Origin of the sequence: Mycolicibacter heraklionensis, from assembly GCF_001021505.1 — a bacterium.
GTDB classification, from domain to species: domain Bacteria; phylum Actinomycetota; class Actinomycetes; order Mycobacteriales; family Mycobacteriaceae; genus Mycobacterium; species Mycobacterium heraklionense.
In genome coordinates this window covers 75,468-88,135 of the sequence record NZ_LDPO01000010.1, presented here as the reverse complement: position 1 = coordinate 88,135, position 12,668 = coordinate 75,468, and the positions used below count along the sequence as shown (strand labels likewise).

Genomic DNA, 12,668 nt, shown 5'->3' with positions numbered 1-12,668 from the left:
ACTCCCCGTCACTTCTCACTCACTTCCGACGCACGTCTTCACCGTGCGTCCGCCATCAGCTCGCGCGCACCCAACTCGAACAGTTCCGCCGCGACCGACACGCCCAGTTCCCGGGCTCGGTCCGGACTGCCGATGCCGGACGCGCGGATCACGTCGGATCCGTCCAGCGCCGCTACGCAACCGCGCAGCGACAGCTCCTCGAAGACCCGGCCGTCCTCATCGATGGACTCGACCACCTCAGCGATCGCGCCCACCGGTGCGGAACAACCCGCCTCCAGTTCGGCGAGCAGGGTCCGCTCGGCGGTAACCGCCAGGCGGGTGTCGGCGTCGTCCAACTCCGCCAGCAGCGCCGCCAGTGCCGTATCACCGGCGCGGCACTCCACCGCCAGTGCCCCTTGGGCCGGAGCCGGCAACATCTGTACCGGTTCCAACGTCTCGGTGACCGCGTCGAGGCGTCCCAGCCGGGCCAGACCCGCCCGGGCTACCACGATGGCGTCGAGTTCGCCGCTGCTTACCCTGTTCAACCTGCTATCTAGGTTGCCTCGTAGGGGGCGAATTTCCAAACCGAGACCCAGTGCTCTAAGCTGTGCCGCCCGCCGCGGCGACGAAGTGCCCACCACGGCACCCGCCGGCAACTCTCCCAGCACCAATCCGTCCCGCGCCACCAGCGCGTCCCGGGCGTCCTCACGAGGCGGATTCGCGGCGAGCAGGAACCGGGAGTCGGCAGCGGTCGGCAGGTCCTTGTGCGAGTGCACGGCGGCATCGACCCGGCCGTCGAGAATGGCCTCGCGCAACGCGGCGGTGAACACTCCCACCCCGATGTCGGCGATCGGCCCGGACGTGACATCCCCTGCCGTGCTGATCACGACCAGTTCAGCGGGGTGTCCGGCGGCCACCAAGGCATCGCGAATGGTCCCGGCCTGGGTGGTGGCCAACAAGCTGCCCCGGGTACCGATGCGGATTACTTCACCCAAAACGTCTACCCGGCCGACCCGGTTTCGGCGCCGACATCCAGTCCGCCCGGCACTACCGGCAGCTCACCGGCGGTCGCGACCGCGTCCACGGCGGTCGGGTCGAGCTCGAACAGTTCGCGCAGCGCCTCGGCGTAGCTGTCACCGCCGGGCGAGCTGGCCAGCTGTTTGACCCGAACGGTGGGGGCGTGCAGCAGCTTGTCGACGACGCGACGCACGGTGCGCGCCACCTCCTCGCGCTGGGCGGCCTCCAGGTCCGGCAGCCGGTGATCCAGCCGCATCAACTCGGCAGTGACCACATCGGCGGCACGCTGCCGCAGCGCGGTCACGGTCGGGGTGACCTCGGCCATCCGTTGCCCGGCCAGATAGGTGGCGACCTCGCGGGCCACGATGTTGCGCGCGGCCTCGGTGTCGGAGGTGGCGACCTGCGCCGACGGCTCGCGCTGGATCCGGTCCATGTCGATGACCCGCACGCCGGGCAAGCCGGCGACCGCGGCGTCCACGTCACGCGGCATGCCCAGGTCGCAGATCACCAGCGGCTGGGTCGCCTCGTCACGGTCGCCCCCGGCCAGCGCGTGGTGCACGTCGGCCAGCGACACGACTGGGCTCACCGCGCCGGTGGAGGACACCACGATGTCCGCGCTGATCAGGGTTGCGGCCATCCGGTCCAGCGCGACGGCGTCGGCCGTGACGCCGCTCTCGCGGACCTTGCGGGCCAAGCGCTGAGCGCGCGGCAGCGAGCGGTTGACGACGTGGATGTGTTCGACCCCGGCGCGCACCAGGTGGGCCGCGGACAGCGCGCCCATCGACCCGGCGCCGATCACCACCGCGGTCCGTCCCCGCAACGCGTCTTCGCCAGACTTCGAGCCCAACTGCTTGGCCGCGATGCCCAGGGCGACCGAGACCACCGACGCGCCGGCGGCGTCGATCCCGGTTTCGGAGTGCACCCGCTTGCCCACCGACAGTGCGCGCTGGGCCAGCTCATGCAGCACCCGGCCGACGCTGCTGTTGGACTCGGCGGAGGCGTAGGCGCGACGCACCTGGCCCAGCACCTGCTGCTCGCCCACGACCGCGGAGTCCAGGCCGCTGGCCACCGAGAACAGGTGCTCGACGGCGGCCTCGCTGTAGCGGACGTAGGCGTATTTGGTCAGGTCGGCCATCGACATGCCGGAGTGTTCGGAGAGCACCTGCCCGATCGCCGACAACCCGGCGTGGAAGGCGTCGACGACGGCGTAGATCTCCACCCGGTTGCAGGTCGACAGGATCATCGCCTCGGTGACGAGCGGCGATTGCAGCACCTGCTCGACGATCTTGACCTGATCGGATTCAGCGGTGCTGAGCTGCTCGAGTACGGAGACGGGGGCGCTGCGGTGCGAGACCCCGAAGAGCAGGACGCTCACGGCAATATCACCTGGTCCGCTCCTTGCTGTCACCCGTGAACAAACTTCACTCCACGGTAGAGGCTAAAGCGCTGGCCCACCAAATTCGGCGGTTTAGCGAGGCTCGACGGAGGAGAGGCGAAGCTGGAACCGCCGCATGAACCCGGCGGTTTAGCGAGGCTCGACGGAGGAGAGGCGCAGCTGGAACCGCGACTTGAGCGCCGCGGTTTAGCGAGGCCCGACGGAGGAGAGGCGAAGCTGGAACCGCCTCATGAACCCGCCAAATCGGCACGTAGCCGGGGCTCGTCGACTTCCCAGTAACTGTGCTCTCGTCCGTCGAGCAGCACCACCGGCAGCCGGTCGCCGAATTCCGCTCGCGGGCCGGTGTCACCGGCCCCCGCGGCGGCGTCGACGTCGACGACGTGCAGGTCGAACCCGAGTTCGGCCGCCAACTCGGCCAGCTGGGCCTGCACCTGCACGCAGACCGGGCAACCGTCGCGGGTGAGCAGCTGTACCTGGTGGCGGGTCATGGCTTCAGTGTGGCGCAGGGTGGCTATGTTTTCGCTATGACCAGCGGAAGTGCGGTATCGATCACGAATCTGCTGTATCGCTATGCGGAGTTGATGGACTCCGGTGACCTGGACGGCGCTGCGGCGCTGTTCACCCATGCCCGGATCAAAGCCGACCCCGACGGCACGGTCATCCTCGACAGTGCCGGGATCCTGCAGCTGTGGCGCGGGCTCGTCACCATCCACGCGGACGGCACGCCGCGCACCAAGCACGTGATCACCAACCCGATCCTCGACATCGACGAGGCCGCTGGCACGGCATCCTGCCGGTCCTACTACACGGTGCTGCAGCAGACCGACGCCGTGGCGCTCCAGGTGATCGCCGCCGGCCGCTACCACGACACGTTCGAGCGGGTCGACGACGTTTGGCGGTTCAGTTTCCGCGATTACTCGATGTTCGACCTCAAAGGTGATCTACGCGATCACCTGGGGGTCATCGGCCCTACCGCCGGATAGGGTTGATGACGGCCGGAGCCCCGGCCCTACAGCCCAGACGCGGAAGGAGTCGGGTGATGGCATCACCGGGCCCGGCCGAACGGGCATCCGCAGCCGATGTGACATCGCTGATCAACGACGCCAGCGCAGAGCGGGCGCTCGCCGATGTGGCCGACACCGACACGCCCGCACCGGTTGACCTGACCGCCGCGGCGTTCTTCGACGTCGACAACACCCTGGTCCAGGGCTCCTCGATGGTGCACTTCGGTCGTGGACTGGCCGCCCGCAACTACTTCACGTATCGCGATGTCATCGGGTTCGTCTACGCCCAGGCCAAATTTCAGCTCACCGGCAAGGAGAACAGCGACGACGTCGCGGCCGGCCGGCGCAAAGCGCTGGCGTTCATCGAGGGCCGGCCGGTGTCGGAGCTGGTCGATCTGGGCGAGGAGATCTACGACGAGATCATCGCCGACAAGATCTGGCCCGGCACCCGTGAGTTGGCCCAGATGCACCTCGACGCCGGCCAGCAGGTGTGGCTGGTCACCGCGACCCCTTATGAGCTGGCCGAGACCATCGCCCGTCGGCTCGGATTGACCGGCGCGCTGGGCACCGTCGCGGAGTCGGTCGACGGGGTGTTCACCGGCCGGCTGGTCGGCGAGATCCTGCACGGGCCGGGCAAAGCGCACGCGGTGCGGTCACTGGCGATCCGGGAGGGGCTGAACCTGCGGCGTTGCACGGCCTACTCCGACAGCTTCAACGACGTGCCGATGCTCTCGCTGGTCGGCACGGCGGTGGCGATCAACCCCGACGCCGCGTTGCGGGAGATGGCACGCAAGCGGGGATGGGAGATCCGCGACTTCCGTACCGCACGGCGGGCGGCGCGGATCGGTGTGCCCTCGGCGCTGGCGCTGGGGGCGGTCGGCGGGGCCCTGGCTGCGGCCGTGGCGCACCGGAACGAGCGCGGCTGAGCTTGCGAAGCGCGCGAGGACCGGTCGACCGCATCAAGCACTGTGGCGCACCGGAACGAGCGCGGCTGAGCTGCTCGCTGATAGGCTTCCGCCGCCGAGCACCACGGCGAGCGGAGGGGTAAACCGGCATGTCAGTACACACCGAATCGCAGGGAGTCATCGGTACCCACTACCGGTTCCCGGACTACTTCGAGGTAGGCCGGGAGAAAATTCGGGAGTTCGCCCGCTCGGTCAAAGACGACCATCCGGCCCATTTCGACGAGGCTGCGGCCACCGAAGCCGGGCATCCGGGGCTGGTGGCATCGCTGACGTTTCTGGCGGTCGCCGGGCGTCAGGTGCAGCTGGAAATCTTCGAAAAATTCGACATACCGATCAACATCTCTCGGGTGCTGCACCGCGACCAGAAGTTCACCTTCCACCGGCCGATCGTGGCCGGTGACAAGTTGTTCTTCGACACCTACCTGGACTCGGTGATCGAGTCGCACGGCACGGTCGTCAGTGAGGTCCGCAGCGAGGTCACCGACGCCAACGGCGAGCCGGTGGTGACCAGTGTGGTCACCATGCTCGGCGAGTCAGTCAACCAGGACGCCGAGACCGAAGCGGCGACGATCGCCGCCCTCGAGGCGATGCGCGATCGGGCGCTGGGCAAGAAGTAGCCCAGCCAAGAAGTAGTCCCGCCACCCCGGCGAGGGTGCTTAGTTGTACGCATGCACGCGGCGTGTTGCGCACAAACACGCGCGCTCGCGCAAGGAGCGCAAGAAGCGCAAGAAGTCAGCCGAAGAACATGTTGCGGCGGCCGGCCAGCAGCCGGTACAGCGTCTGCTGAATGGTCTCGCGCACCTGGTCGGTCAGCTCGAAGGTGACCATCGGGTCGTCGGCGGCACCGGCCTCGTAGTCGGTGGTCGCAATCGGCTCGCCGAAGGCGATGTGCCACTTCGACGGCATCGGCACCAGGCCGGCGGGACCGGCCAACGGAAACAGCGGCGTGATCGGGAAATAGGGCACGCCGAGCAACCGGGCCAACAGCTTGACATCGGCGATCATCGGGTAGATCTCCTCGGAGCCGACGATCGAGCACGGCACGATCGGCGCCTTGGTGCGCAGCGCCGCCGAGACGAAGCCGCCGCGACCGAAGCGCTGCAGCTTGTAGCGGTCCTTGAACCGCTTACCCAGGCCCTTGTAGCCCTCCGGGAACACCGCGGTCAGCTCGCCGGCCTCCAGCAACCGGTTGGCGTCGGCGGTGCAGGCCATGGTGTGGCCCGCCTTGCGGGCGGTCGGGCCGATCATCGGCAGGTCGAATACCAGGTCGGCGGCGAGCATCCGCAGGTTCCGATGGTCGGGGTGATGGTCGTGCACCGCCACCGAGAGCATCAGCGCGTCCATCGGCAACACCCCGGCGTGGTTGGCCACCAACAGCGCGGGCCCATCGACCGGCAGGTTCTCGATGCCGCTGACCTCGACCCGGAACCAGTCGTTGAAGAACACCCGCAGCAACGGCAGCACAACCGCCTCGTTGAAGTGCGGGTCGAAGCCGAATTCGTCGACCTGATAGTCCCCGGTGATCCGCTCCCGCAGGAACGCGGCGACCGCGGCCACCCGGCGAGTGAGTTCACTCGGGGTGGGCGTTGAGGCGCCGGTGGTTCCCGCGGCGCCGCGGCGCTCGCCGAGCTCGCGGACGACGGCGGCGACCTGATTGACCGAGGCCTGTTCGGCCGGGCCGGCCAGCGTCGACGGGTGTCGGCGCACAGAACTTGAATGTTTGTGCAGCGGAATGACTTTTGCCTTCGAATCATCAGCCATGGTGTTAACCTCCCCGCACCCTGTTGACGCTGATATCCCCCAGGCGCTGCGCTGCGCTCACTGTTCGCCGTTCCACCGAACGGACCCACTTGGGATCGACGATCGGGTTCAGTCCCCGGCCCCGCACGTAGTCATCGAAAGCTTCGGCGGTGGTCCACTTGGTGCTGTACCCGAGTTCGGTTCGCATTCTAGTCGTGTCCATCACCCGGCCAAAGCTCAGATAGTCCAGCTGTTCCCGGTTGATCTCGGTGTAATTGTTGGCCCGCCGCAGCGAATCCATGACCCACAGGCCGACACCGGGCAGCGGAACCGGAACGCGGCCCGACCGGCGGATGGCCTGCGACATCATGATGATCCCGTCGGCGCCGATGTTGAAGGTGCCGGCCTTGCCGGCCGTGGTGGCTCGCTCCAAGGCGCCCAGCGCGTCTTGCTCGTGTAGCAGCTGCAGCCGCGCGTCTCGGCCCAGCACCATCGGAACCAGCGGGCCGGCCAGGTAGCGCGACAGCGCGGTGTCCATGGCCGGGCCGATCATGTTGGCCATCCGCAGGATCGTGACCGCGATGTCGGGCCGGCGCCGGCCCAGTCCGCGCGCATAGCCCTCGATGTCGATGCTGTCGCGGGGGAACCCCTGAGTCGGAGGCCGGCGACTGGTGCTGTCCTCGGAGAACAACACCGGGTCACGCGAGCACGACCCGTAGACCTCCGAGGTCGACTTGAGCACCACCCGGCGCACCGAAGGCGCCTTCTGGCAGGCCGCGAACAGCTGCATCGCGCCCATCACGTTGAACTCTTTGAGCGCCGCCCCACCGCCGGACCGCGGCACGTACGACGCCGCTGCCGCGTGCACCACGGTGTCGACGTCGCTGTTTCGAATCACCTTGGCGATAAAGGGGTTACGGATGTCGGCGCGGACAAACTCAGCGCGCCCCATCCGGCGCAGCATGTCCTTGCTCGGCATGACCGCATCCACGGCGATCACCCGGTTGATCAACGGGTTCTGCGTGAGCCTTGCGGTGAGAAACCCACCCAGGAACCGGCACGCACCGGTGACCAACACAACCTTGGGGTAATGCCGGGAGTCACTTCGCGTGCCGTCGCTCGGGGGTCCGGCGTCGTCCACCCCGTCAGCCTAACGGCCACGCCGGAAAAGCAATACCGGCGAGCGGCTCGTTGTCGAGCGTGAAGCCAACGTCACACCCGGCACGGCTCGGGGGCCTGGACGGACCTGGGCGGAGTTACTTACCGAGTTTTCTGCGCTGCACGCGGGTACGGCGAAGCAGCTTGCGGTGCTTCTTCTTCGACATGCGCTTGCGCCGCTTCTTGATGACTGAACCCATGAACTCCGCTATCTGCTTCTGCCCGCGCCGACGAATGGGCGCTGCTGAACTTGATCGACCCGGTTACTTTACCCGTAGGCAGGCACGGACCGGAAAACCGCACCTGACCGCGGCCACTCAGACAGCCGACCCCGGGCGTCGCCGTGCGGCGACGCCCGGGGGGCGCTTACCTGTCGACCGGCTCTTTAGCCCGCGTCGAAGAAGGACGTCTCCAGCAGATCGTGCACCGCCTTGGCGTGCACTCGGAAAGACCGTCCCACCCGTACCGCGGGCAGCTCGCCGTTGTGCACCAGGCGGTACACCGTCATCTTGCTGACCCGCATCAACGCGGCCACCTCGGCCACGGTGAGAAATTGTGTCGTGTCACGTGCCGAAGGCCCGTTCGCAGACGTCATCGTTACCCATTTCAATCAGGCACGTGCAGTCTCAGCGGCTTCCCCTCCGCTGCGCCCACACGCACAGACATAGAGGAGAATAGCGGGACGGATGGGGTTCCTGCGACTAGTGAGAGCCAATATGTGAAAAATAAGTGAATTACTCTGATGTGATTCTTAGCTGCTCAGAGCGGGTTTTTGCGGCCTGCACCGCCCGATCGATCGAGGTCCGCAGGCCACCGGCCTCCAATTCACGCAGTGCGGCCGCGGTAGTCCCCCCGGGCGAAGTCACCATCGCTCTCAGGTGGGCCGGGGCGGTGTCGATGCCCGCATTCGGCGCCCCGTCGCCCTCGCCGCGCCCCTCCAGCAGCATCTGCGCCGAACCGGCCATCGTCTGCACCGCCAAGTCGGTGGCCGCCTGCCGGCTCAACCCCGCCGCAACCCCGGCATCTACCAGCGCCTCGACCACCAAGAAGAAGTAGGCCGGCCCCGAGCCCGATACCGCGGTGACGGCGTCCATTTGCTCCTCCGGAACGATCGCCACCGTCCCGACGCACTCGAACAGCGCAGCGACCTCACTGACCTGTTCGTTGGTGGCGAACCGGCCCTTTGCCAGCGCGCTGGCACCGGCGCCGACCTTGACCGGGGTATTGGGCATCACCCGCACCACCGCGGCGCCGGCCGGGAGCTTGGACTCCACGTACCCGGTGGTGAGACCGGCCACGATCGTGACCAGCACCTGCTCGGCGCTGTCCCCGGCGGCGGCGGTGACGCTCTTGGCGAACTCGTCGACCACGGCGTCCACATCCTGCGGCTTCACCGCGACGATCACGATGGAAGCGTTCTCGACCGCGTCGGCGACCGAAGTCACCAGTACGGAGTACTTCTCCGACAGCTGCCGAGCCCGGTCGCCGTACCGCTCGGCGACCACCAGGTCCTTGACCGGGCGGCCGGCAGCCAGCAGCCCCGCCAGCAACGCTTCGCCCATGTTGCCGCCACCGATGATCGCGATTCTGGTCATGGCGACAGCATTTCAGACCCGGCCCGCCAGCGCGGTGAAGCCGGGCGCAGCGGGTCGCCCGCTACCGGGCCGCTACCGGGCCGGAACCATCGCCAGTTGGCGGGTCTGCACCACGATTCGGCCCTGGCAGTCGACGACGGTGTGGTCCTCGTCGAACCAGTCCTGCCCGATCTGTACGCAGCTGCAGATCACCCGCAGCCAGCCGTTCGCCGGGATGGCCCGCAGATAGGCGGTGAGCTGCACGGTGGGCGCCCAGCCGTTGCGATCGACGGCGTAGGTCACCGGCGCCGACACATCGCCGCACAGCAGCGCGAACAGCACGTCGGGTTCGGCGTCTTTGGGCCGCACCCACATCTCGATCACCGGCGGGCCGCCGTCCGAGCGTGGGCCGAGCGTGGTCAGCGCCGGCCGGATATCGCAGCCGTGTGCCAAGTGCACGATGTGTTCCATCGGATGGCCCGGGCCGATCGGCTCCAAGCCGGGTGGCGGCTCCGGCGTCATCAACGGCACCACCGGGTTGAACGACAGCAGTGGCGGCGCCTGATGCTCGGGCTCGCTGAGGGTGATGACGGCGCGCACCGCGGTGCGCTCGCCCTGGTTGAGTTCGACGTCGACGAGGCTGACCCGGCGGCCGCGCTTGCGGATCGTGGTCACCAGTTGCATGGGGCCGGGGTCGGGTGCCCACAGATAGCTGGCCGACACCGCGACCGGCTGCAATCCCCCACCGTGGGCGGTGCGTGCGGCGTTGGCGCACAACGCCAGCATCGCGCCGCCGTGCACCTTCGGGCCGATGGTCCAGTGCTCGTTGAGCTCACCGGCGAAGGACGCGACATCGTCGTCACCATCGATCCGCACCAACGTCATGGCATCGGTGAACAGCGTGGATGAAGTCACGCACGGGCTCCTTACGAGTCAGCGATCAGCGCAGCAGATGCGTCCGGGCGAACTGCAGCGATTCGGTCAGCAGTGCCTCGCGCTCGTGTGGCGAGCGCGCTTGCGAGGTGGTCACTTCCAGCACCACGTGGCCGGTGAAGTCACTGGCGGCCAGCAGCTGACACACTTCGGCGGTGGGCTGGTCGCCACGGCCGGGCACCAAATGCTCATCGGCCGGCAGCCCGGTGCCGTCACACAGGTGCAGGTGCGTCAGCCCCGAGCCCATCCGACGGGCCATCTCCAAGCCGTCGGCGCCGGCGGTCGCGGTGTGTGACAGGTCCAAGGTGTAGTGCGCATGGTTGCCGTCGAGTGGATCGTGGGACGGCGCGAACGCCGAAATCCCCGCTCCCGGACCACCTCCGCGGCGACGCATCCGCTCGCGGGACTGATCGGCGCCGAAGAACCGGTCGGCCCGGAACGGGAACATGTTCTCCACCGCGACCGCCACATCGCTGGTGGACTCCAATTCGGCGACCTGATCGCTGAAGCCCTCGGCGTAGCGCCGCTGCCAGCGAAACGGCGGATGCACCACCACGGTTTGGGCGTCGAGCTGCTCTGCGGCCCGGACGCTGCGTTCCAGCTTGGCGATCGGGTTGGAACCCCATACCCGTTGTGAGATCAACAGACACGGTGCGTGCACCGATAGCACCGGTATCCGGTACTTGCGCGACAGCCGCCGGACGGCACCGATGTCCTGGCTGACCGACTCCCCCCACACCATCAGTTCGACACCGTCGTAGCCGAGCCGGGCCGCGTATTCGAAGGCGGCCTCGGCCCGCATGGGGTAAACCGAAGCCGTCGACAATCCGACCTTGATGGCTGGGCGCACGGACTAATAGTGAACGGCTAATTGGCGTGCAACGCCAGCGGCCCCAACGTAACCAGCAAACCGACCGCGACGGCGATCAACGTGCTGACGATGTCGACGGTCTTGCGGACGGCCTGCACCGCAGCCACCAGACCGAGCGTGACCAGGACCGTGAGCACCAGGGCCACGATGCTGTTCCACCGCCACAGCTGGTCGAAAGCGATGAACAGGCCGCCGCCGAACGCCACCGCCAGGATCGACTGCAGCACCACCAACGCGCCGCCCACCACGCCCGGCCGGCCGAGGTACTGGTCAGCCGTCTCGGCTTCAGCGGCCGCGGCGCTGTCGGCACCGGCGTCCTCGGCGTCGGCGTCAGCAACCAGGGCCCCGCCCGCACGGTCGGTGGAGCGGGCCTTGGTCAGGAACGACCGCACGAATGCGGAATCCCCGGTGGGCAGGTCGGCGTCGCGGACATCGCCGGCCATCACGTCGACGGCGAGATCGGTGTAGGTGTCAACCGGATCCGGACGCATCCGTTCGGCGCCGGAGCCCGCCGGCCGGGTTTCGGCCGGTTGGCCGTTCTCCGCGACGGGCGGGTCGGAGCGACGCATCGGCCGGGGGTAAGCACTCTGCTCCGGCCCGGAGCCACGTGGCGCGGCTTGCGGCGGGGACTTGGGCCAGCGCGGCTCGGCTGCCGGCCGCTTGCCGGATTCCACCCGCTGCGCGGGACGCGGCCCGGTCACGGGCCGGTCCTCGTCGACGAACCCGGGTGCCGGGCCGATGGGCAGCGCGCCGCTCGGCTCGCTGTCGGTGCTTGCCGAGGACGGGGCCGAGACCTCGGGCTCGGGCGGAGCCTCGTCACGGATGATCGGGATCTCCCCGGTCAGTTCGGCGACCGTGACGGCGTCGGCATTGCCGCGCCTGCGCCGGCGGCGGCCGGTGACCGGCGGAGAACCGATGTTGCCGTTCTTGGCGAGCAGTTCGGCAACCGAGATCGGTCGCGTCTCGACGTCGCGAGGGTCGGGCTTGGGTCCACTCATCGGTCCGCTCCCTTTGGCCGCGCCCCGGCCATGTTCACCGCTGGGGATCCGAACAGGGTGACACCGTCGGCTTCGCTGTCGAGTCGGCGCAGGATCAAGCCCTCCCGCAGCGCCCACGGGCAAATCTCCACCGTTTCGATCGACAGCGCTCGCATGCTCGCTTCCGCCACCAGAGCACCCGCCACGATCTGTGGCGCTCGCTCGGCGCTCACCCCTTCCAATTCGGCCCGATCAGCCGTGGTCATCCTAGAGATGAATGATATGAGCTGCCTAAGGCCGGTGGCGGTCAATGTGCGCCGGACGCGCGGCCCGGCGGCCGACGGAGCCGCACCGGTGAGCCGCGCCAGCGAACGAAACGTCTTCGAGCTCGCGACCGCGAGATCGGGCGGCCCGGCGTCCAGCACGGCCGCAGCGGCACCTGCGAGCTCGGTGTCCAGCCAGTCCCGCAGCATGGCCACCCGGCGCCGGCCGGGCGGGTCTTCGGTCAGCCACTCCCGGGTGAGCCGTCCGGCCCCCAACGGCAGCGACAGCGCGACGTCCGGTTCCTCGTCGACACCGCTGGACATCTCCAGCGACCCGCCACCGATGTCGAGGTTGTTGATCCGTCCGGCGCTCCAGCCGAACCAGCGCCGCACCGCCAGGAACGTCAGCCGGGATTCGTCTTCGCCGGCGAGCACCTGCAATTCGACACCGGCCTCCGAACGCACCCGGGCCAGCACATCTTCGGAGTTGGACGCGTCGCGCACCGCCGAGGTGGCGAACGCCACCAGCTCCGCACAGCCCGAACTCGCTGCGATCGTGGCGAATTCGCCGACCGTGGACACCAGCTTGTCGGCTCCGCGCCGGGTGATCTTGCCGGAGCTGTCGGTCGCCTCGGCCAGCCGCAGCGTGGCCTTGGTCGAGCTCATGGGAGTCGGGTGACCACCCCGGTGGGCATCGACCACCAATAGGTGGACGGTGTTGCTGCCGACGTCGAGCACCCCTAATCGCACGCACCCAACTTAGTGGGGCGAAGTCCAGACGAGGTGAGGCA

15 protein-coding genes are annotated in these 12,668 nt (G+C 68.3%); 3 read left to right on the top strand and 12 right to left on the bottom strand.

Annotation, left to right across the window (positions count from 1 at the left end; genetic code table 11):
* Positions 1 to 38 precede the first annotated feature (38 nt).
* From hemC to ABW16_RS24380, 3 genes are all read right to left on the bottom strand, one after another.
* Positions 39 to 974: a hydroxymethylbilane synthase gene (gene hemC, locus ABW16_RS13340; protein WP_047319660.1), complete on the bottom strand. Its 936-nt coding sequence runs from the start codon at positions 972 to 974 to the stop codon at positions 39 to 41.
* A gap of 5 nt (positions 975 to 979) precedes the next feature.
* On the bottom strand, positions 980 to 2,371 hold the full coding sequence (locus ABW16_RS13335) for a glutamyl-tRNA reductase (RefSeq protein ID WP_047319659.1): 1,392 nt from the start codon (positions 2,369 to 2,371) through the stop codon (positions 980 to 982).
* A gap of 248 nt (positions 2,372 to 2,619) precedes the next feature.
* Complete coding sequence (locus ABW16_RS24380; RefSeq protein ID WP_082134101.1) at positions 2,620 to 2,880, bottom strand: glutaredoxin family protein; 261 nt, start codon at positions 2,878 to 2,880, stop codon at positions 2,620 to 2,622.
* A 36-nt stretch (positions 2,881 to 2,916) separates the two neighbouring features.
* Between ABW16_RS24380 and ABW16_RS13330 the strand changes: the two genes are divergently transcribed.
* From ABW16_RS13330 to ABW16_RS13320, 3 genes are all read left to right on the top strand, one after another.
* Positions 2,917 to 3,375 carry a nuclear transport factor 2 family protein gene (locus ABW16_RS13330; RefSeq protein ID WP_047319728.1) on the top strand — a complete coding sequence of 153 codons (459 nt, stop codon included), beginning with the start codon at positions 2,917 to 2,919 and terminating at the stop codon, positions 3,373 to 3,375.
* A 56-nt stretch (positions 3,376 to 3,431) separates the two neighbouring features.
* Complete coding sequence (locus ABW16_RS13325) at positions 3,432 to 4,322, top strand: HAD family hydrolase (protein ID WP_047319658.1); 891 nt, start codon at positions 3,432 to 3,434, stop codon at positions 4,320 to 4,322.
* A gap of 128 nt (positions 4,323 to 4,450) precedes the next feature.
* Positions 4,451 to 4,978 carry an FAS1-like dehydratase domain-containing protein gene (locus ABW16_RS13320; RefSeq protein WP_047319657.1) on the top strand — a complete coding sequence of 176 codons (528 nt, stop codon included), beginning with the start codon at positions 4,451 to 4,453 and terminating at the stop codon, positions 4,976 to 4,978.
* Between the two features lie 115 nt (positions 4,979 to 5,093).
* On the opposite strand, the gene ABW16_RS13315 is transcribed toward ABW16_RS13320, so the two are convergent.
* The 9 genes from ABW16_RS13315 to ABW16_RS13280 all read right to left on the bottom strand — a co-directional run bounded on the left by ABW16_RS13315 (position 5,094) and on the right by ABW16_RS13280 (position 12,627).
* The gene (locus ABW16_RS13315) at positions 5,094 to 6,122 is read right to left on the bottom strand and encodes a lysophospholipid acyltransferase family protein (RefSeq protein WP_047319656.1); all 1,029 of its coding nucleotides are present in this window, start codon (positions 6,120 to 6,122) and stop codon (positions 5,094 to 5,096) included.
* 4 nt (positions 6,123 to 6,126) lie between these two features.
* Positions 6,127 to 7,242 carry an SDR family oxidoreductase gene (locus ABW16_RS13310; protein WP_047319655.1) on the bottom strand — a complete coding sequence of 372 codons (1,116 nt, stop codon included), beginning with the start codon at positions 7,240 to 7,242 and terminating at the stop codon, positions 6,127 to 6,129.
* A 115-nt stretch (positions 7,243 to 7,357) separates the two neighbouring features.
* A complete protein-coding gene (locus ABW16_RS24375; protein WP_003402602.1) occupies positions 7,358 to 7,459 on the bottom strand; it encodes a 30S ribosomal protein bS22 in 102 nt (33 codons plus the stop codon).
* A 185-nt stretch (positions 7,460 to 7,644) separates the two neighbouring features.
* Positions 7,645 to 7,854: a helix-turn-helix domain-containing protein gene (locus ABW16_RS13305; RefSeq protein ID WP_024442553.1), complete on the bottom strand. Its 210-nt coding sequence runs from the start codon at positions 7,852 to 7,854 to the stop codon at positions 7,645 to 7,647.
* Positions 7,855 to 7,993: 139 nt separating this feature from the next.
* A complete protein-coding gene (proC, locus tag ABW16_RS13300) occupies positions 7,994 to 8,854 on the bottom strand; it encodes a pyrroline-5-carboxylate reductase (RefSeq protein ID WP_047319654.1) in 861 nt (286 codons plus the stop codon).
* Between the two features lie 72 nt (positions 8,855 to 8,926).
* A complete protein-coding gene (locus ABW16_RS13295; protein WP_047319653.1) occupies positions 8,927 to 9,748 on the bottom strand; it encodes a thioesterase family protein in 822 nt (273 codons plus the stop codon).
* A 25-nt stretch (positions 9,749 to 9,773) separates the two neighbouring features.
* Positions 9,774 to 10,616, bottom strand: a complete 843-nt coding sequence (locus tag ABW16_RS13290) for a sugar phosphate isomerase/epimerase family protein (RefSeq protein ID WP_047319652.1) — start codon at positions 10,614 to 10,616, stop codon at positions 9,774 to 9,776.
* 17 nt (positions 10,617 to 10,633) lie between these two features.
* Positions 10,634 to 11,635 (bottom strand): transmembrane protein, encoded by a 1,002-nt coding sequence (locus ABW16_RS13285; RefSeq protein ID WP_047319651.1) that lies wholly within the window; start codon positions 11,633 to 11,635, stop codon positions 10,634 to 10,636.
* Positions 11,632 to 12,627: a Ppx/GppA family phosphatase gene (locus ABW16_RS13280; RefSeq protein ID WP_047319650.1), complete on the bottom strand. Its 996-nt coding sequence runs from the start codon at positions 12,625 to 12,627 to the stop codon at positions 11,632 to 11,634. The genes ABW16_RS13285 and ABW16_RS13280 overlap by 4 nt, the downstream gene beginning before the upstream one ends.
* Positions 12,628 to 12,668 lie beyond the last annotated feature (41 nt).